The organism is Bradyrhizobium sp. S3.7.6, assembly GCF_054061875.1.
In genome coordinates this window covers 148000-167492 of record NZ_JBSSEQ010000004.1, presented here as the reverse complement: position 1 = coordinate 167492, position 19493 = coordinate 148000, and the positions used below count along the sequence as shown (strand labels likewise).

The window sequence follows — 19493 nt, the reverse complement described above, 5'->3', positions numbered from 1 at the left end:
CGCGCTCTCACCGGCGATATGGTCGTCTACAAGACCTGATGCTTCGGTCATTATGGACGCTTCTTTTAGATCCATGCCGATCCTCTGATCAATGCGAGGCAACCTGGCCTCCACCATCCGGTTCCAAGCCCGCGGTCCGTTCGGGTTCGCTCACCGGCCATGGAACACCCGTCGTGCTGACCTCGCATAGTTGCTACAGCATAAGGCGAACCGGACCTCCCGACGCGCGATCACTGCGCGCCGCATCGGAGAGCTGCCTGCGCACGCCTCCGGCACCTGCGCCCGAACCGCCGTTGGCGCGGTCCACTCCTTGCGCCGATGCTGTCACGATTTCCCCGCCTCTCAATTCAACAACGGTCTTGCGAGCAACGATGTTGAGTTCTCCCAATGTACGATGCCCCGCCCGGGCCGCCTCGATCAGCCGCTCGGCGACGATCCTGCGACTGGCGTGATCTCCGCCATTCGGCATTCCGCGGCAGGTCTCCTCGAGCACCATCTCCATGGTTGCCCGCAATCGTTCAGCGTTCTCGGTCATCGACGCCCTTTGTTACGCATCTGTTGCAAGTGACGATCATACTCCGCCAGATTGCTGCGAACATTCACATTTCCTAATTGCCTGACGCAGCCGTGGATGCCGCGCGTCGCCTTCAACAACGTTCCATGCAATGAAATCACGGAGGTCGAGGTCCGTCTGTGCAGGCCTGACTGATCAGCGATCAACCTCGCCGAAGACGATATCGAGCGAGCCTAGGATAGCCGAGACGTCGGCAAGCAGATGACCCCTGCAGAGAAAATCCATGGCCTGCAGGTGGGCAAAACCTGGCGACCTGATCTTGCACTTGTATGGCCGGTTTGTCCCGTCCGCGACAAGGAACACACCGAATTCGCCCTTCGGCGCTTCCACTGCAACGTAGACTTCGCCGGCAGGAACGTGAAAGCCCTCCGTGTATAGCTTGAAATGGTGAATTAGCGCCTCCATGGACCGCTTCATCTCGCTGCGTCTGGGCGGCGCAACCTTGTTGTCCTCCACGAGCACCGGGCCTCGGCCGTCCGACGACTTCAGCTTCTCGATGCACTGTCTCATGATCCGCACCGACTGCCGCATCTCCTCCATGCGAATGAGATAGCGGTCGTAGCAGTCGCCGTTCTTCCCGACCGGAATGTCGAAATCCATCTCGGCGTAGCAGTCGTAAGGCTGCGCCTTGCGCAAATCCCAGGCCGCGCCCGAACCGCGCACCAAAACGCCCGAAAACCCCCAAGCCCAGGCTTGCTGAAGTGTCACTCGGCCGATATCCACGTTACGCGCCTTGAAGATCCGATTGAGCGAGAGCAACCGGTCCAGATCGTCAACGACACGGAGAAATGGATCGCACCAGGCCTCGATGTCGTCGATCAGCTTTGGCGGAAGATCCTGGTGCACGCCCCCGGGCCGATAGTAGTTGGCGTGCATCCGGCTTCCGGACGCGCGCTCATAGAAAACCATCAGCTTCTCGCGCTCCTCGAACCCCCACAATGGCGGCGTCAACGCACCGACGTCCATGGCCTGGGTCGTAACGTTGAGAAGGTGCGACAAGATGCGGCTGATTTCGTGATAGAGTACCCTGATAAGCTGCCCTCGCCGCGGTACTTCGAGCCCGATGAGTTTTTCAATGGCAAGGCAGAAGGCATGCTCCTGAGTCAAGGGCGCGACGTAGTCGAGCCGGTCGAAATACGGGATCGCCTGCAGATAAGTCTTGGACTCAATCAGCTTCTCGGTGCCCCGATGCAGCAAGCCGATATGGGGATCGACGCGCGCGACGACTTCACCGTCCAGTTCGAGCACGAGCCTCAACACGCCGTGTGCGGCGGGATGCTGGGGGCCGAAATTGATGGTGAAGTTTCTGAGGCTGGGGGACTGTTCTGGCATCATGCTTCCGATCGCAGCCGATACCTTAACGGCGATCCGCGCGAAGCGGGATCACACAGGTTAATGGCTTGCCTCGAGCCGCGATGGTAATCCTGCGACCTGCCGGCGTTTTCCAGCGATAGATCTGGAATTTCTGTATGGCTTCGCCGTCATGCTTGGGCCAGACGGATCGCTTCTCGACGCGCGCTTTGTTCGGCCATGCTGGCTCCAGCCAGACATGCCGCGGGTGGGCGAAGCAGCGTGATGAATACGGCGCAAGTCGCGCACCAATAACATGCGTTAGTCATGGTCATATGGCTGAACTCAGAGCTGTCGATCGTCCGCGCTTGTTGCCGAGACGATCTCGACTGGACGCCGGAGGATCGGCGTCCCAGTCCCGGCTGACATCCTTTTCAGATGCTTTGCTTTGCAGATACTCTTGCCCGCAATGCTGGCCGAACGAGAACGAACGGCCCCAGGCCGGGACAAACCACCTGGGCTGGAGCCGCTCGGGGGCCAGGGACTCAAGGGCTCATGCGTCTGTAACGCATGTCAAGTCAATCAGTCTTGTCGGCCATCGGTTCTATCGTCAGGAGCAAGTCTCCCACAGGCGCCGCGCGCGGCGCCTGTGGGAGCGATTATTCCGCCGAGCGCTCCAGATTTCTGGCAACGATTTTTCTGTAACAGTCGAGGATCTGCCCGTCGTCGCCCCGAATGAAAACGGCGCGGCTTGCCGGTGCAGAACCGCGCGCTTCCGTAACCATCAAGAACTTCTCGTCGGCTGCACCGGTGCGGGCAGCGGCCCGCAGACCCTTGTCGATGACTTCCATGGCATCAACCACCAACGTCAACATCGAGTACCAGACGAACATGAAAAACCTCCAAGGGAGTTTGTGGTTTCTGTCCGAAAGCGCGCGAGCAGGCAGATCAAGCCGGTCGGGGCCGCCCATGTTCCTGACGGACGCTCGTCAGCAATGGTTTTCATTCCACCAAACGGCGATCGCCCTCACAAGATCAGTCCACAATTGTGTCGGCAAATCGGGCACTGCGACCCGAACGATGAATCGATCCTGAGTGGCGTCGCGAAACCACTCGGTCGCAGCGAAGTCAAAGCCAAAACTGCCGGCGTGACGGATTGGGTATCGGTTGCGCAAATGACCGCTCATCGCCTCGGCGGCCTGCCGCGCGCCCAGCTCATCGAGAGGCCGGCTGGAATAGAGCGTGACATAAAGACCGTGGACGAAGTGCAACTCAGCCGAGCGCGCGGGGAGCTCGCGCGCGAGAATGCGGGCCGCAAGACGGCCGTTGCGCAGAATAGCTGCAATGCGCGCCCTCGTCAGATCCCTATACTCCTTGCTGCCCACATAGGGCGGAAAATGCGCCGGGAGCGCCGCGCTCCCGAGAAGCCGGACCGCGTTGCGGGTTTCCCCAGCCAAACGCTCGATCATCGAGCGGGATGAATCGGCGGCGGTCCAATTGACGAAAACCGAAGAGCCGAGCCTGCCGTATTCGGCGCCGAGCGTGTCCAACTTGTTGTGGCTGCGGACCATGACAACGGGAACTCGGCACCGCCGCGCCCAACGCAAGACGCGCCGAATACGGCCTGAGCTGCTGGCGAAGCACGTCGTGTCGAACACCAGCAGATCGAGCTCAGAACCGTCGCAGCGCAACACCGCGTCAAAGGCGGCGGCGCGGACGCATGAATCCAGGAGAAGAATTGTAGGTGCGTCGCCTCGGTCTAACGTCCCGGACAGCGGCAAGGCCAAGCGGACCAGTCGATAGCGCGCGAGCAAGCGCTCGACGAGTTCGAGCGTCTCCCCGTAGGAGCCCGGCAGAACCAGGATGTCTGCTTTGGGAAAGATCAACCCGGAGGCCAGCAGCAGCGCGGAGATCGCCCCCATGCCAGAGGCCGAGTAAACCGTCTTGCTCGCACAGCCGACTTCGTAGACCGGTGGTCCGCTGACGCAGAGATCCGCCCGTTGGTAGTCGTATTGGAATAGGAATTGCCCGCTGGCAGGGCGCGCCGCGGTCGACCAGGCCGTCTCTGTAGCGTTCCAATCCTGGAGTTCATGCTCCGCACGCAGAGCAGCAGTCAGCTGAAATTTCGTCGCGATGACCTCGTCAACCGCGCGCGGACGGGACACCTGTTGAGGAGCACTCAGACCATCGCTGATCAACTGGATTTCGCGGTACTTCCTCTCCAGAAATTGTTCAATGGTCTCCATGCTTCTCTTGGTACGCCTCTCGGGTGTTTCCCTCGTCGTTAACGCTAGGCTCGAAACAGAGGTCCAATCGTCGGCAAACTCCGCTGAAACGAAGAAGGGTTTGAGCCGTTGATACCGCGCGTGGAACAGCGTGTTGGACATCAGCGAGGCCGGCATCCAGCAATACTGGGGGTCTGCTGTGAGGAAGGTTGCATGAGAGACGATCGCACCGGCAACGAGCCTTCACCTCTAATTATTTTCGGCGTCGCGGTCATTCCGATCATTGCGGTATTGGCGTGGTTTGCGTTTTAGTTCCGCAATGCACGCGCTTGGTGGGCATGATCTGACGCGCTAACGGGCGCGTCCTCACCTTTCCTTCTGAGAGGTGGACGGCTGCCCCGTCCGGCTTGTTCCGCCAACCTGGCCACCTGTGGCGCTGTTGCCAAAGCTATTGCCTTGGTTGGTCTGAATGGTGCCACCCACATTGGTCCCGGTCGTGCCTTGGGTGCTGGAGGAGTTTGCCAAGGTGCGGTTCGCGTCGGATGAGCTGTTGCTCTGCGCGAGTGCAAACGGGGAGCTCCCGAACAGCACGCTGATGATCACTGCCAAGTATTTCATCCTGCTCGTCCTTCCTGGTGAGGCTGATTTCATGCTTCCAAAGCGAAGCCCTCAGGTTCGTTCCTAACGAGGCCTGAGGGCCTGGTCGGACCGATTTGAGGCCGACGGCTTTAGGTTTATCGCGCCATCACTCCATGCGGACTATTTGGATCCGCCGGGGTTATTGACGACGTTGGGGGTGTTCGGGCCGGGGGCCGTCTTGCTGTCCCCACCTTTGTAAAGAAACAGCACGCCGAGCAGCACGACCAGAAACGCCACGCCAATCATCCAGGCCAAGGGACTGCGGGAGCGCCGCGCATCATCAGGCGACCGTTTCTCATTCTCGACTGTTGCCATCATGCTCTCCGTTGCCAGCGGGCAGAACCGCGGCGAATCGACATGGTTCCTCGCGAAGGATCTTGCGCGATTCAGCCTCTCGGAAGAGGGCACCAGCAGCCCGGCAGTCAGCTCGAGGGCCGCGAGCGCGACCATCGTGAGTCCACCATTGGCGCGCTGCGGCCGAGGGAACCAATCCTGTGATTTGCTCCTTATTCTCGTGATGCCGCGCATTTCGGCGAGGCGGCGCTTGGGACCGATGATGTTCAGGCAGAGCAACAAGGATGAGGACATCCAGGACCGCACCGCGGAGGTCGCCGCCGCCATTGCGGAAGAAGGCTTGCGATACGTCAGCGATGCAGTGCCCGGCTACCGCCGAAAGCGGTCAGGCACTTCCTTTACCTATTACGACAAGGAAGGAAAACGGATCACCGATCCTGCCGTCGTCCGCCGCATCAAGTCGATCGGGATACCCCCGGCCTACGAATTCGTCTGGATCTATCCCGCGCCGAACGGTCACATCCAAGCGACCGGTCTCGATGCGCGTGGACGCAAGCAGTACCGCTACCATCCGAAATGGCGGGAATTTCGCGAGCAGACCAAATACGAGCATATCATGGAGTTCGCCGCGGCCCTGCCCGCCCTGCGTGCCCGCGTTAATGCGGATTTGAAGCTGGAGGGTCTGCCCCGCGAGAAGGTGCTCGCGACAATCGTAAGTTTGCTGGAGAGGACGCTTATTCGCGTCGGCAACGTGGAATACGCCGCGAAAAACAAGTCGTACGGACTCACGACGATGCGACGCAAACACGTCGATATTGGGCGCGGGGTGCTTCGCTTCGATTTCACCGGCAAGTCCAAAAGGCAGTGGAAGCTGCAGGTCGAGGACAAGCGCATCGCGGCCATCGTGAAGTGCTGCGCAGAGATCCCCGGGCACGAACTCTTCAAATATCTTGACGACGACAGGTCGTCCCGAACGATCGATTCCGGCGACGTCAACGGCTACATCAAGGACATCACCGGACAAGACTTCAGCGCCAAGGACTTCCGGACCTGGGCCGGCACGGTGCTGGCAGCGCTCGCGCTCTCGGAATTCAAGAAGTACGACACTCAGGCGGAGGCGAAACGGAACATCATTGCCGCCATCGAGAAGGTGGCAAAGCAGCTCGGCAACACACCGGCGATTTGCCGGAAGAGCTACGTTCATCCGGAAATACTGAGCGCCTACATGTCCGGCGATCTGGTAGAGATGCTCGATACGAAGATCGCGCAGAATTTCAGGCTGCAGTACGCCAAGCTGACGTCAGACGAAATCATGGTCCTCGCATTCCTGCACAAGCGGCTGCGAACCCTAAAAGCCGCGGCCTGACCACGACGCTGCGGACTCAGCTGCATCGTCTGATGCCGCTCATTCAGATGAACGGCTTGCCCCCGGTGACGGCGACTGTCGTGCCCGACGTGTAGCTCGAAAGCGGGTCCGCGAGCATTACATAGGCCGTGGCGAGCTCCGCCGGCTGGCCGGCCCGCTTGAGCGGCACCTGCTTGCCGAAGTTCTTCACCGCCTCCTCTGGCATTGTCGACGGAATGAGCGGCGTCCATATCGGCCCGGGCGCCACCGCATTCACCCGGATGCCTTTCTCCGCCAGCATCTGCGCAAGCCCGCCGGTGAAGTTCTGAATGGCGCCTTTCGTCGTGGCATAGGCAAGCAGGATGGGGTTGGGCATGTCGGAGTTGACAGACGCCGTGTTGATGATGGCGCTACCGGGCTGCATATGCGGGACAGCCGTCTTGGTGAGGAAGAACATCGCATGGATGTTCACGTCGAAGGTGAGACGCCACTCCTCGTCGCTGATGTCGCCGATATCAGCGAAGGTGGCCTGATGCGCGGCGTTGTTGACAAGGATGTCGATGCCGCCAAGCTCCCGAACGGCGCGATCGGCCACGGCGCGGCAATGGTCCGCCGAGCGTAGGTCGCCCTCGACCAGAACGGCCTTACGTCCCTCCTTCTCGACGAGGGCGGCGACTTCCATCGCGTCGTCGGTCTCGCTGAGGTACGCAATCAAAACGTCCGCACCCTCCCGGGCAAATGCGATGGCGACCGCGCGCCCGATGCCGCTGTCGCCGCCGGTTATGATAGCGCGTCTGCCTTGAAGCCGCCCCGAGCCCTTGTAGCTGGTCTCGCCGTGATCGGGACGTGGATCCATCTTCGCCGTCGAGCCGGGCACAGGCTGGCGCTGGCTGGGAAAAGGGGGCTTTGGGTAGTCGGACATGCGTGCCTCACTTCGTCTGGACAGACTTGGCGCCGACGCCTTTCAACGCGTCCGCGACGCGCTTCGAGTCGCCACCGTGAAAATCGACCGACACCTCGATCGGACCGTCGAGCTTCTGGCCCGGCTCCGGCTCCGGCGCGACCTTCGCGTCGGCGCCGGCCGGACGCACGCCGGCCGTGTTGGCGGCACCCGTCGGCCGCACGACCACGTCATCCCTGGGAATGCCGCATTCCTGCACGACGTGCTCAACGGCAAGCTCTGCCGCGCGGCGCGTGTCGAATTCTGCGATGAGGGTGCTTTCCATCCGGGACTCCTTTCGGCATACGGCGCCTTACAACCACCCGGCAGGGCCCCGGTTCCTAGCCCGCGTGCATCTTGATTCGATCGAGGGCTACGCAATCACCTTGGCTGACAACCTGAGCCTTTGCCGCTTCAGCTCCGACACGTAGCGCTCGCAGTCGAAGAAGGCTTGGGGGAGGATGAGACGGCGTCAGTAGTAACGCGCAGGCAATGCCCACGCACCGAACGCAGCCTGGCGGCTGACCAACCTCAGAAGCGCCGGTTGCGGGTTATCACGAGCCCATGCCCCGTCGAGTTCATCTTTCAGCTCGTATTCGTGCGTGAGGCGATCGAGTCTCGTCCGGGACGGGTGGTCGGCGGCAGGCGCAACAAGCAGCACGGCGAGCCGGTTGCCATTGTCGTCCAGTCGCCAGCCTCGCCTGAACACGCGCTCGCCGTCCTCCCACAACACCTGGGAACTACCATCCGAGTATGCGACGTTCAGCGACTGCCGCACCATCCGTCAGACTCCGGCGACGGGCTTGGGTTTCGGCTTGAATTCGGCTGATCAAGCTCTTCGCGCGCCACACGCGCGGCCTCTGCCCAGCCTGGAGGAAGATACTCCATCGCCCGAGAAATGCCAGCCGTCCCCATGGTCTTACTGGATGCGGCAGATAGTTCGCGACGGGCGCCCGCACTCGATGGTCAAGAAGGCCCTACCGCAACCTATTTCAAATCAACATTCGCAAGCTGACAGAACACGACTTGCAATTCTTGGAAGCCAAGTTCCACGAGGCTGCGGAGGCAACGAAATAGCTTGTGAGCCGGCCCACTCTTCTACGCAGCACTTAGGGCCGCTGCTACAGCCTGGAGCTGGAATGCAGCCAACCAAAACCACTTAAGTGCCGCCTTAGACGGAAGCTTGTAGTGGCCAAAATTTCCGACCCGCCCGAAAAATCCATGATGTCAGTAAACTGATCGAGGAAACACTTTATATCTCGTGGCCTCATCGCGAGCCAACCAAGTTGATTCTTGGTCAGATCAGTCAGGGTGAACGGGTCGAGAGAGATTTTTCCGAAGCCCAACGGAATGGAAGTCCGAGCAAATACGTCGCGGAACATGAAGATGCCGCCATGCACGCCGCCGATAGCCAGGTCCTTCGGCCGATATAGCGATGTGTGGATTGAGAGGATATTCGCGACCATTGGGTGAGCACCTTCGCCGAAGAGCACGTACTCACCGTGACCGACTTTCTTCATCACCTTGGAGACAACCCGCACGCCGCGCTGATTAGGGGCCGCCCCTTCGTCTAAGGCCTCGTCAACGAGATCGCGAAGCGCTTCCTTTGAAATCTCTGGCATTAGCGATCTGTGGTTTCGTGGTTTTTGGAGATTTTCTACAACCCTTACGCGGAACCTCATTAGAGCAGGCTTTACACCCGTGTATACGTGACAATTCCTAGGAGTAATTGATACTTCACCTCAAAAACCTCCGAAACCTCGCTGCTCACCTGACGACGCGTCTATCGCTCGGTCTGATCACTCGCTGAGCGCGCCGAGTACGGTTTTGTCAGAAAATCCCGACGCCGGAATAGCGCCAAGCCCCCACGTGATCGCGGCAAGACCGGCGGCAACTGTGGCCGCTCCGGCCAAGTCGGACCGAGCGTTTCTTTGCTGGATTGACATCCTGGGCGTGTGATCTGCCTAAGCGGTGCATTCACAATGTGGATGTTTGTTAGTGAAGCTGGCGGACGCAAAGACGCCGAGCCGCTCGGCAAGGGAGACAAGCGACGTCCATTGTTCGCCGACGAAACGATCCTTGAGCGAGGCCGTCTTAGGACATGGACAGTACACTCATTTGCGCGCCGTGGTCACTCTGCTGGAAGGCCGCGGCTTCCCCAAATCGACGGCCTCATGGGCGGTCGATATACGCGCGCTGTCCGCGCGTTTTTCGATCGCGAATACGGTGTCCACGGCGAGACGCAAATATCGAAGCCGCATCAACCAGCGAACTTGGGAGTCACTTGGAAGTAGCGCGACCTTAAACGGCGGTGATCCTGCGACCATCTTTCATCGGCCCCTCTTGGCTCCCCATACCTTCACGGCGATCTCGACGATCCGCCGAACGACGCCCGGATCGCGTTTCTCCGCATCCCGGATTTGGCGGGCTTCATGGATTTCCTTCGGCGCAATCCCGATTTCTTTAGTGGTGGCCGGCAAACCTTCCCCTTTGTGTTTAGGATTTCCTTGCTTGGCTACGTCACCGCGTACCTGCGCAGCGTCGTATTCGTCGAGCTAGGCGGCGCTTCGCTTGTGCCTCGATATCCAGCGCGTCGGCCTGCGCGCGGTAGGCGGCGGCTTCCGCCCGGCAGCGTCGCGCAACCCGGCGCCTTGCAGGAAGGCCGGATGGTGCTGCGGGACGCGGAAAGCAACTGGGTCAGGGCCGAGCTCCTATCGCTTGCGCGGGAGACCTTATATCTTGTCGTGTCCTTAGATTTTGATCGATCGTTTTTGACAATGCTGACAAGTCAATCGGGCTTCCGGGTGGGAGCTTTGTTCATGCAAATCGATTTCAGGTGCGCCGCGCGCACCGAGGCGAGTGCCGCCGAGGTGGAGAAGTCCGTCTCCGATACAACAGCTGCGAGCAAACCCGCCGCCGCGAACGCCAACGCCGAAGACGCGCACTGGCCGCTCATTCCGTTTCCTGACGGTTGGTACGCGACGTCTTGAAACACGGTCGCTTTTTGGTCGATCTCAGTCAGTGTCGCCAGACGAACTGCCAACTGAAAGTCACGCCGAATTTTAGGAACACTTTTCAGCGCCGCAAGGTTTCTTTCCTCATCAAAAGGCTAGGCATTGCGGAGTTCTCTTCCATGGCTGCCCAGATCGTAATGGACCGCACAGGCGACAACAGGCACTTTTTTGAACAAGACGACCCTAAGGGGCTCGCCGAGGCTGAACGGCGGTTCAAAAAATTGACCGACCAAGGATTTACGGCTGCCACTTGGACGGCGGCCGGCGATCTCAAGATTGTACGGAAGTTTAATCCGGCTGCGGATGAGACGCTGTTCTACCCCCGCCTGGTCGGCGGCTAGACTGTTCGCGGGCGCGGCAAAATGTTTTTGTTCAGACGAAGGCGTTGATAGTACACGTTTGCGTGCTCTGCGTTCGCTCTATTTGACCTTCATCGAGCAAAATGGCCCGGAAGCGCGTGCGCGGCGTCTTCTGCTTGATGGTTATCTCCCGAGCAGCGCGCGCAATTCGATGCCAAAAACTATTTCGAAGTCACCGGTTCTCACACGGGCCGACGATATCGAATTCACTATGGAACCGTGAGCAATGTTGTAGAGGTCGACGCATCTGGGCAGCCCGCGATCGGCTGGTGTTTCGTTCCCCAATGTGCTCTGGCGGCTGGCGATGTGATGCTTGCCCAAAAGATCGCGCTCGAAACCGACGAAGTCGCAGTGCTCGCGCTTGCCCACAGGTTTTCTCCGAGATTGTCCCGGCTCCGAGTAGTGCGGCCTGCTTACTAGGCCGGTCACGGGCGGGCTTGCGATGCCGGCGGCCCCTTGCCGCGAAAGGGGCGTTTACGCGAGACATGGCGCCTCCGCGACCACAGGTAGCCTCAACCTAGCGATCGCCTTCTTGCAATGTAATCTACTTGTTAGCCTTACCGGGCAGCGCGATGTGGTCCTCTCTCGTGATGGTCTCCACATCTGTCACTGTTCGGGCAAACGCTTCGCGCAGCTGCTCCGCGTGAGCAGGGCTCTCCGTACGTGAAGCTGATGCCGCCCGGTGAAGATCTGCTGACTCGCAAATAGGAAGGCAGCAGCCGTAATAAACGGCCAACTGAAGCGTCCCTTACTGCTTCGTCCTAGTTCTGTCGAAAATGAACGCGGCTTGAAATACCCGCTCGACTTCTGTCCTCACTTCGACTGAAACGTCCTGCCGTATAGTGGCAAAGTCCTTTGCCAAGTTCGCAAGCGACCTGGCTGCCTCGACTTCGGCCTCTTGCTGAGTGTCGAATTCCAGACCTTCCTCGTCCGGGTACAAACCGGTGTCGTCCCGGATGTCGAAGTAGTACCGGGTCATAAGCCGCCCTCATTCGAGGGAGAGCAATAGAACAGATGTTCACCTGTTCCTATTCCGGCGGCTGTACCCCGGGCGATCTCAGCCAATCGCTGTGTGAGAGCCGGTCTCGGCTTGTCTGGCTTTGCGGAGGAGGATTTCGCGCTCAGGGCCGTGCGGAAGTCTCTTGGCTTCCTCTCTCAATCGCTGGGCTTCTTGGCCGAGACGTTCTTCGAGGGTGGTGGTCTGTTTAAACCTGCGACGACGTTGCGTCATGACTGGCCTCGTGCATAAGGTCCTAATCGTTTGGTTTGCATTCCTAATTTTAGCCAAGGCACTACGGTTGCTGTTCACAAATGTTGGAATCTCGCGCCCTCGGAAGAACTTTAGTTCAGCTGGAAAGCGGAGCGGGCAGCCGGAGGAACAAGCCATGGAAATGGACCTTGCGGAACAATTCTTTCTGGGGCTCGCATTCAAAAGCGCGATGCGCTGTTTTCGCTCTATAGCTGCTTAGCTGAAAGTATGGTCCGCCAGGTTGAACCGGCGGGCCCGGGTCATTAGCGCTTCGAGTGGCGGCTTCCACCTGAATTTGTAGGGCAGGTTTTTTTCAAACCTGAGTTAGGTTTTCGTTTTGGCCGGTAGCTCAATCTCGGCTGGGACTAAAAGTTTCAATGGGATCCCGCAGACCGTGCGCAAATGGCTGCGCCAGCGCGAGCCGCCAGATAGCCCGCGCCGTCGAGATCCTGTTGCCTAAGGCAGGCGAAAGCGCGCCGCCTGGTCGCCGAGCTCGAGGCCGACCAGGACTAGGGAACTACTGGCAACTGCCCGCCGCAGCACCTATACGCGGCATGCCCCACGCCTTTGAGTTTTGCGTTCCAAAGGCCGCTAAGGCCGTGCCGGCCGGCCCCGACTGGATCCACGAAATCAAATATGACGGTTACCGCGCGCGCCTGGTTCGCGACGGCGACCGAGTCAGGCTCGAGTCCAAGGCCGGCCTCGACTGGACCTGGCGCTTCCCGTTCATCGTCCAGACCGCCCGCCAGCTGCGCCCGGCGCGGCTTGCAATCGACGGCGAGATCGTGGTGCTCGACGCGCGCGGGATCTCCGATTTCGACGCGCTGCATTCGGGCAAGCACAATGCCGAGGCCCAGCTCTACGCCTTCGACCTGGTCGGGCTCGCCGGCGACGGTCTGCGCCAGATGCCGCTATTCGAGCGCAAGGTCGAGCTCGGCAAGCTGCTGCGCGGCCGGCCGGAAGGAATCTTCGTCGCACCATTCGAGCCAGGCGCGATCGGTCCGGATCTGTTCGCGGCCGCTTGCGAGATGGGCCTCGAGGGGCTCGTTCCAAGCATCGGGAACGGCGCTATCGACCGCACACATGCGACTGGATCAAGATTAAGAATCGCGCGCATCCGGCCATGTCGCGCCGGTTTGAATGAAGCAGGCCCGCGCCAGGATTCGCAGCGCGGCCCGTCCATGCGTTAAATCGACCGCGCCCGCTACTCGGTCGCCTCGAACACAAAAAAACCGCCACGGTTGCCCGTTACGGGTTTCTCGTGCCCCTGAGGCGGCCTTAGTGCCTGCTGATCGGCTCAAATCTATCGAGCCTGGTTGCGCCTTCCCAAAGCTCAACCGCGCGCCCGTCTACAAGCAATTTGGCTCGCTCCCGAGCCTCCGCCTCGTCCTGCACCTCAAGGTCAATTCGAAGCGCTATATGCCCCTCGCCATCGATTACATATGCGCGAAACTCTCGCATGATCCCGCTCCAAAACACCGCCTCGCTCCGAAGCAGGAACGAGTTTAGAGCTGATCTAAAATCACGTCACTATTGAAATTCCGCCCGCCAGCGTGAACCGGCGGCCGGACTTGCTTTTCCACACCCACGACCAGTCGTAGCTCGCGCTCGTTCCGATTGCCTGCTTAGCTTGATGCCTTACCAGAGAAGGTTAGTGATCGCGTAGGCAACAAACGCGAGTAGTGCAATCCAAGCGAACGACACGCACCAAGTGAGTTGCTGCCGGTTTGATGGACACCCGGTTAAGCTAATCCCCCAGCTTGCGCTCGAACTCAACCGGGCTGAGATAGCCGATGGTCGAGTGCCTGCGGGTCGTGTTGTAAAATCGTTCGATGTAGTCGAACACATCGGCGCGTGCCTCATCTCTGGTTCGATAAATCTTGTTGGCCGTACGCTCGGTCTTGAGCGAGGAGAAGAAGCTCTCCATCGCCGCGTTGTCCCAGACGTTGCCGGAGCGGCTCATGCTGCAAACGATGCCGTGGTCGGCCATCAGGCGCTGGAACTGCTCGCTGGTGTACTGGGCGGATTCAATCGGTCGTCGCAACACTCGGAGGTTTGAGGTTGCGATGAACATTGTAAGGCGCCGATCGGCGCAATCAGGACGAGCCCCATTGCCATCGCCAGGACGGCCGTCTGTTGCAGGACGCAATGAACAGAATAAATTTTGGCGGGCGATTGCCGCGGGGCTAAGTAGCGAAGATGCTGCGCTGGAAGCCGGATTGTCACAACCTGTCGGAGGCAGATTATTCCGAAAGGCGGGCGGCATGCCACCAGCGATGTTCAGATCTTCGGCAAATGCGCTCTCCGGGCGGTACCTCTCGTTGGTTGAGCGCGAGGAGATCGCACTGCTCAAGGTGCAGGGCCATTCCATACAGGAGATTGGACGTCGCCTGGGGCGGGCTGCTTCGACAGTCTCCCGTGAACTGCGGCGCAACGCGGCCACCCGCGGCGGCGGGTTGGAGTATCGGGCAACAACTGCCCAATGGCATGCGGATCGATCCGCCCGCCGGCCCAAGCCGACCAAGCTTGCGCTCAATGCAACCTTGCGCACTTATGTGCAGGAGAGACTTGCTGGCGACGTCGTAGCCCCGAGCGGCGCTCCCGTTCTTGGTCCCGTCGTTCCGTGGAAGGGGCGCCGGCATGGCCCGCGCAAGGATCGGCGATGGGCCAAAGCCTGGAGCCCCGAGCAGATTGCCCGACGCTTGCCGATCGACTTCCCGGACGACAAGACGATGCGCATCAGCCACGAAGCTATCTATCAAGCTCTCTTCGTCCAGGGCCGTGGGGCGCTACGCCGCGAGCTGACGGCCTAGCGTGTATTACGGATGCCCAGAGCGCGCGTACGCAGGCGAGGCAAGGGTTTTGTCTCCCCGGAGATCATGATCAGTGAGCGCCCTGCTGAAGCTGCCGATCGAGCAGTGCCGGGACATTGGGAGGGAGACCTCATCCTCGGTCTTGGCAGCTCGGCAATCGGCACGCTGGTCGAGCGCACGACGCGCTTCACGATGCTATTGCACCTTCCCCGGTTGGCGGGGCATGGCGAAGCTCCGCGCGTGAAGAACGGACCTGCGCTCGCGGGACACGGGGCCGAAGCCGTGCGTGATGCGATCACGCGCACCGTCATCACCTTACCCGAAGAACTGCGTCGATCGCTGACTTGGGATCAGGGAGCCGAAATGGCTCAGCACGATCGTCTCAAGATCGATGCGGGTATCCAGGTCTACTTCTGCGACCCGCAAAGCCCTTGGCAGCGCGGCACTAACGAGAACACCAACGGATTGCTGCGGCAGTACTTTCCGAAAGGCACAGACCTGAGCATCCACAGCGCCGACGAAATATCCGCTGTGGCAGCGGCCCTCAATGCCCGACCGAGAAAGACACTAGGCTGGAAAACGCCAGCGGAGGCGCTTGACGAACTGCTGTCATGAGTGAAAATAATTGGTGTTGCGACGACCGATTGAATCCCCCCTGGCTGCCCTGGTCGGAGTGATGCAACAGCGCATCCGGCTTGCCGCGCCGCCAGACGGCCATCAACAATGCGTCCGTCACGAGCTGTGCCGTCATGGCGGCACTCATCGACCAGCCCACCACGCGGCGTGAGAACAGGTCGATCACCGCTGCGACATAGAGCCAGCCTTCGGCCGTCCAGAGATAGGTGAAGTCGGCGATCCACTTCTGGTTCGGCCGCTCGGCGGCGAACTGCCGGTCAAGGAGGTTCGCCGGTACGGTCTCGAGCTGTCGATCGCCGCTGTCCTTCGGCAAGCGCCGACGTCGCGGCCGCGCCCGCAAGCCTTGCAGGCGCATCAGCCGCTCAATCCGGTGCAGGCCGCAATCCGCCCCATCGGCGAGCAGGTCACGCCACACCCGGCGTGCGCCATAGGTGCGGTCGCTGGCGGCGAAGCTGGCCTTGACCTTGCCGCCGAGCTCCTCGTCGCTGCGGGATCTGGCGCTGGGAGAGCGGTTCAGCCAGGCATGGAAGCCCGACCGCGACACTCCCAGCGCATCGCATAGCCATGCCACCGGCCAGATCGTCCGGTGCTTCGCGACGAAGGCGAACTTCATGTCGCTTCCTTCGCGAAGTAGGCTGCGGCCTTTTTTAGGATATCCCGCTCGGCCTTCAGCTTGGCGACCTCACGGCGCAGCCGCTCGATCTCCTGCTGCTCCGGCTTCATCTGCCCGTGGCCGGGAAAGGCTTGCGCCGAGTCGGAGCCCAACTCCTTCACCCATTTGCGCAGTACGTTCTCATGAACATCCAGGTCACGGCCGGCTTGCGCCACCGACACCCCACGTTCCCGCACCAGCTTGACCGCCTCGACCTTGAACTCGCGGCTGAACTTCCGTCTTTTCATCGCCACCTCCGGCTTCATGAAACACCTAATCTTGGTGTCCATCAAACCGGCAGCATCTCAGTTGGCCTAACCCTGATTGTGAGCCCGCTCAAAGAGAGCCCCGCCGAAGGCGGGGCTAGGTGCGTGAGGACTACTTGTGGGCCGGAGAGGCCGGAGCATTGTTCTGGTTGGTTTGTCCGGTCCGCGTATTCTGGTTGGTGCTAGGCTGACCGGTGGATGGATTATTACTTTGCGCTGGAGCCCGACCCGTTGTCTGGGTCGGTGGCTGTTGCGTGCCAGCCTGACCCGAATAGGTCGATTGGTTATGTTGAGGCTCGCCGCTTGTGGACGGCTGGTTCTGCAAAGCCTGGCCGGTGGTCTGGTTTTGCTGCGCCGGCGCATTGCTCTGGCCGGTCGTGTTCTGCTGAGACGACTGGCCGTTCTGACCCTGTCCGACAGTCGTCGACTGCTTGGCACTGATCTGGTCGGACACGCCAAGCGCCGCGACCGTACGGGTATCGATAGAGCCGGTGGTCTGAAAACCTTCCTGTCGTTGGAAGGTGATCAGTGCCGTGCGGGTATCGGGCCCGAGGACGCCGTCTGCTTCACCGGACAGCAGGCCACGTTGAATCAGGACTCGTTGGACGATTCGAATCTCGTCGGGACCGAGATCAAGCGCGGCAACGCTGCTGCCGCCACCGCTCGAACTGCCACGCTGCACGTAGTGGGCCCGCGGGCCGGCGGGAATGACGTCAACAATTCGGCGGCTTCGGTCGGTAACGACGATCTCGTCACCCACCACGAAAAAGCTGTCGTCGCGGTAGTCCGGATAGACGTCGATCAACGCAGGATAATCCGAGACCGAAACCACGGAGATGTTCCGCGGCACGACTACGCCGGCATTAACCCGGAAGTTAATCGAATTTTCGTTGACGCGCACGCGTTCTACATCGCGTGAGTTCAGCACCGACTGTTGCAGCCGCGTCTGTTGATGCGCGTTGACCTGCACGCGACCAGACATGCTCTGGGTGGCCTCGCCCTGCGTTTGCGCCTGAGCGTTGGTCTGTCCTTGCGCCTGAGCGTTTGTCTGTCCTTGCGTGTTGACGCCGGTAGTTGCGCCCTGTGCACTCTGGTCCTGAGCGTTGCCGTTGGTGTTCGCGCCGGTGGTTGTCGTGCTCGGATCCTGCGCGTTCTTGCCTTGTACATTTTTGTCTTGGGCGCCACTATTGCTGTTTCGCGCGGGTCGTGGGCGTGTTCTGACCCCGAGCATTCTTGTCCTGGGCATTGTCCCTGGTATTAGCGTCCGTCGTCGAGCTCTTGTTCAATTCTTTCTGTTCTGCGCCTTGCGACTGATGCGTACGGTCGCGGTCACTGCGGCTCTCTCCGACAGTTTGGCCGTTCGGTCCGCTCTTGTCGCTTCCGGACTTGGACTGACGTGCATGGTCCTGATCACGATGACTCTGCCCGGCGGTCTGCTCCTTCCCTTGCTTCTCGTGCTCGGATTGCGACTGACGCGAATCGTCGCGCTCACGGCTTTGAACAGTTTGTTTGTCCCCCTTGTCGGCGGCTCGGCTGCTATCCTGCGTCGTAGAGGCCCCCCCGGCCTGGCCGCCATCGCGGCCCTGTCTCATTCCTTCGCTGTGGGACGCCCTACCTGTATCCTGCGACGTCGCACCGCCAGACCGGCCATATTCCGCAGCACCTTCGCGGGCCCCGCCGGCTCCGTTCATACCGCCGGCCCCTCCGCCCGCGCTCATTCTGCCACCGGCATTTTCACGAACGCTTTGCGCTGACGCCAGACTCATACCAGCGAGCAGCACTGCTGTGGTCAGCAGAAACTTGTTCTTCCTCGTATTCATATGATACTCCTCGGTTTGTTTCTTGGTTTGCTTCGATGCAATTGCGTCGCAACGCGACGGCCGCGATGTCGAGGGCAGAAGCCCCGGACATCGGCCCTCAGCGTTCTGCGCTGACTTCTCTCGCGGCTTCACCTACCAGTGATGGCCCGATGTCCGGCCAACTTCAACGACGGGCAAAAGTTGCAAACGCGCGCACCACCAAAAAGCTGGAAGCGCGCTCGCCAGCAATATGAGCCACGTACTGAGCCACGTACCTGAACTGGCGTTCATTTTGATGAACTCGCGTCCGCTGATGACGGCCGGCGTCACGGTCAGAAATCCTAAACGGCTGTTCCACGATTGCGCACTGCAGAAATCTTGCGAACGTAATCTAAAGGGCACTCACAAAGCCCATTCTGTTCCGCGCGGAAGAACAGGTGGCCAATTTGCCGTTCTGGAGATGCAAAAGCGGATTCCCGAATTTCCCTGCGCGGCCGGCCTGCGTGCGGGACTTGGCTTGCTGGCTATCCCCGGGCTTGGACCAGTCGTAGCTGCGGGATGGTTGGCTTCACGGCAGTTGGCGCTGCGGGCGGCGCCGCAACTGACGGCTTTGTTGGCGCGCTCACCCAAGCCGATGTGTCCGAGGAAGACGCGTCGCGCTATGCCGAATGCTGTCATCGTGGCGGAACGTTGGTATCGACGAGGGTAGCCGAGCAAGACCGCGCCCGCCTCGACACTCTTCTGCACGAGAATTCCGTGAACCTGCAGTAGCGAATTGCTGCCTGGTAAAAGACCGGCTGGAGCGGCTTCGATGCGGCAAGCCCCCCTCTCCCCGATGATTTGTCGTGAACGGGAGCTTTACGGCGCCGGCACAAAGGGACGGTAAGAAGGATACCCGACCCTTGGCTTGCGGGGCAGGCTCAGTGGCTTCCCACTGCGGCCCGCCGGGTTGAAATCAGATAAGTGAAATATGCAGCCAGCCCCGGCGAATGAAGCCTACCTTTGCTCTGCCGCGGTTCAATATTCAAATCACAATTGGTTAACGTGCATTCCATTTGGTGAGGGAGCTGGCAAATGGCGAGTCCTCAATTCTAAGCACAAGGCCGCAATTATCTTTACGGCCCGTCCCGAGGCAGCACTGTGCTCCCGATATCCAACCCTGTCTATGCAGCGGTGCAAGTTGCTAAATCGAAATTCGGCACTACACGCTGCGCTGCCGGCAACCATTGCTCGTAAGGCCGAATAAGATACCTGCACAAGTTTTAGATTGCATTTCAAGTCTGCCCTTTTTTGGAGCTAGCCCAGTTGCCATCAGTCATTGAATCCGTCGTGACTGGAGAATATGCGGGAGCTTAGACACCAGTTATTTGGAACACTGCGGTTCAAGTCCAGCGTCGA

17 protein-coding genes and 6 pseudogenes are annotated in these 19493 nt (G+C 60.2%); 7 read left to right on the top strand and 16 right to left on the bottom strand.

The features are described from left to right. Positions 1 to 193 precede the first annotated feature (193 nt). The 6 genes from ACVJ5M_RS46105 to ACVJ5M_RS46080 form a co-directional block, all read right to left on the bottom strand. On the bottom strand, positions 194 to 535 hold the full coding sequence (locus ACVJ5M_RS46105) for a hypothetical protein (protein WP_245344029.1): 342 nt from the start codon (positions 533 to 535) through the stop codon (positions 194 to 196). A gap of 174 nt (positions 536 to 709) precedes the next feature. Beyond that, complete coding sequence (locus ACVJ5M_RS46100; protein WP_354100391.1) at positions 710 to 1906, bottom strand: NADH-quinone oxidoreductase subunit D; 1197 nt, start codon at positions 1904 to 1906, stop codon at positions 710 to 712. Between the two features lie 617 nt (positions 1907 to 2523). After that, entirely contained in the window at positions 2524 to 2757 is a 234-nt protein-coding gene (locus ACVJ5M_RS46095) for a hypothetical protein (RefSeq protein WP_085400172.1), read from the bottom strand. A 96-nt stretch (positions 2758 to 2853) separates the two neighbouring features. Then, complete coding sequence (locus ACVJ5M_RS46090) at positions 2854 to 4110, bottom strand: hypothetical protein (protein WP_354100392.1); 1257 nt, start codon at positions 4108 to 4110, stop codon at positions 2854 to 2856. A gap of 345 nt (positions 4111 to 4455) precedes the next feature. Continuing rightward, entirely contained in the window at positions 4456 to 4698 is a 243-nt protein-coding gene (locus ACVJ5M_RS46085) for a hypothetical protein (RefSeq protein WP_354098531.1), read from the bottom strand. A gap of 150 nt (positions 4699 to 4848) precedes the next feature. Then, positions 4849 to 5043: a hypothetical protein gene (locus ACVJ5M_RS46080; RefSeq protein WP_354100382.1), complete on the bottom strand. Its 195-nt coding sequence runs from the start codon at positions 5041 to 5043 to the stop codon at positions 4849 to 4851. Between the two features lies 1 nt (position 5044). Here ACVJ5M_RS46080 and ACVJ5M_RS46075 point away from each other — a divergent pair, with 1 nt between their 5' ends. Next, entirely contained in the window at positions 5045 to 6388 is a 1344-nt protein-coding gene (locus ACVJ5M_RS46075) for a DNA topoisomerase IB (protein WP_354100383.1), read from the top strand. 43 nt (positions 6389 to 6431) lie between these two features. Here the strand turns inward: ACVJ5M_RS46075 and ACVJ5M_RS46070 are convergent, their stop codons facing one another. The 4 genes from ACVJ5M_RS46070 to ACVJ5M_RS46055 all read right to left on the bottom strand — a co-directional run bounded on the left by ACVJ5M_RS46070 (position 6432) and on the right by ACVJ5M_RS46055 (position 8929). Continuing rightward, positions 6432 to 7289 (bottom strand): SDR family oxidoreductase, encoded by an 858-nt coding sequence (locus ACVJ5M_RS46070; protein ID WP_354100384.1) that lies wholly within the window; start codon positions 7287 to 7289, stop codon positions 6432 to 6434. Positions 7290 to 7296: 7 nt separating this feature from the next. Then, entirely contained in the window at positions 7297 to 7593 is a 297-nt protein-coding gene (locus tag ACVJ5M_RS46065; RefSeq protein WP_085398388.1) for a hypothetical protein, read from the bottom strand. Between the two features lie 186 nt (positions 7594 to 7779). Further along, positions 7780 to 8088 carry a hypothetical protein gene (locus ACVJ5M_RS46060; protein WP_085398387.1) on the bottom strand — a complete coding sequence of 103 codons (309 nt, stop codon included), beginning with the start codon at positions 8086 to 8088 and terminating at the stop codon, positions 7780 to 7782. Between the two features lie 340 nt (positions 8089 to 8428). Beyond that, positions 8429 to 8929 (bottom strand): hypothetical protein, encoded by a 501-nt coding sequence (locus ACVJ5M_RS46055; protein WP_354098535.1) that lies wholly within the window; start codon positions 8927 to 8929, stop codon positions 8429 to 8431. A gap of 810 nt (positions 8930 to 9739) precedes the next feature. Between ACVJ5M_RS46055 and ACVJ5M_RS46050 the strand changes: the two genes are divergently transcribed. The 3 genes and pseudogenes from ACVJ5M_RS46050 (at position 9740) to ACVJ5M_RS46040 (ending at position 11100) form a co-directional block, all read left to right on the top strand. Next, entirely contained in the window at positions 9740 to 10297 is a 558-nt protein-coding gene (locus tag ACVJ5M_RS46050) for a hypothetical protein (protein ID WP_354100385.1), read from the top strand. A gap of 143 nt (positions 10298 to 10440) precedes the next feature. Then, positions 10441 to 10662, top strand: coding sequence for a hypothetical protein (locus ACVJ5M_RS46045; RefSeq protein ID WP_085398384.1), 222 nt, complete (start codon positions 10441 to 10443; stop codon positions 10660 to 10662). A 1-nt stretch (position 10663) separates the two neighbouring features. Then, positions 10664 to 11100, top strand: a pseudogene (locus ACVJ5M_RS46040) (hypothetical protein). 328 nt (positions 11101 to 11428) lie between these two features. Here the strand turns inward: ACVJ5M_RS46040 and ACVJ5M_RS46035 are convergent. After that, positions 11429 to 11659, bottom strand: coding sequence for a DUF6894 family protein (locus tag ACVJ5M_RS46035; RefSeq protein ID WP_085398383.1), 231 nt, complete (start codon positions 11657 to 11659; stop codon positions 11429 to 11431). Between the two features lie 49 nt (positions 11660 to 11708). After that, positions 11709 to 11911: pseudogene (locus ACVJ5M_RS46030) on the bottom strand (hypothetical protein). Positions 11912 to 12483: 572 nt separating this feature from the next. Here ACVJ5M_RS46030 and ACVJ5M_RS46025 point away from each other — a divergent pair. Beyond that, positions 12484 to 13119 (top strand): ATP-dependent DNA ligase, encoded by a 636-nt coding sequence (locus ACVJ5M_RS46025; RefSeq protein ID WP_354098537.1) that lies wholly within the window; start codon positions 12484 to 12486, stop codon positions 13117 to 13119. A gap of 557 nt (positions 13120 to 13676) precedes the next feature. Here the strand turns inward: ACVJ5M_RS46025 and ACVJ5M_RS46020 are convergent. Next, positions 13677 to 13952, bottom strand: a pseudogene (locus ACVJ5M_RS46020) (IS3 family transposase); the annotation flags it as partial. 43 nt (positions 13953 to 13995) lie between these two features. On the opposite strand from ACVJ5M_RS46020, the pseudogene ACVJ5M_RS46015 reads away from it, so the two are divergent. Continuing rightward, positions 13996 to 15357: pseudogene (locus tag ACVJ5M_RS46015) on the top strand (IS30 family transposase). A 40-nt stretch (positions 15358 to 15397) separates the two neighbouring features. Here the strand turns inward: ACVJ5M_RS46015 and ACVJ5M_RS46010 are convergent. The 3 genes and pseudogenes from ACVJ5M_RS46010 to ACVJ5M_RS46000 all read right to left on the bottom strand — a co-directional run. Continuing rightward, a pseudogene (locus ACVJ5M_RS46010) lies at positions 15398 to 16278 on the bottom strand (IS3 family transposase); the annotation flags it as partial. A gap of 130 nt (positions 16279 to 16408) precedes the next feature. Continuing rightward, positions 16409 to 17527 carry a peptidoglycan-binding protein gene (locus tag ACVJ5M_RS46005; protein WP_456679778.1) on the bottom strand — a complete coding sequence of 373 codons (1119 nt, stop codon included), beginning with the start codon at positions 17525 to 17527 and terminating at the stop codon, positions 16409 to 16411. Further along, positions 17481 to 18116, bottom strand: a complete 636-nt coding sequence (locus tag ACVJ5M_RS46000; RefSeq protein WP_456679777.1) for a hypothetical protein — start codon at positions 18114 to 18116, stop codon at positions 17481 to 17483. The genes ACVJ5M_RS46005 and ACVJ5M_RS46000 overlap by 47 nt, the downstream gene beginning before the upstream one ends. Before the next feature lie 469 nt (positions 18117 to 18585). Here ACVJ5M_RS46000 and ACVJ5M_RS45995 point away from each other — a divergent pair. Next, positions 18586 to 18981: pseudogene (locus ACVJ5M_RS45995) on the top strand (hypothetical protein); the annotation flags it as partial. Positions 18982 to 19493 lie beyond the last annotated feature (512 nt).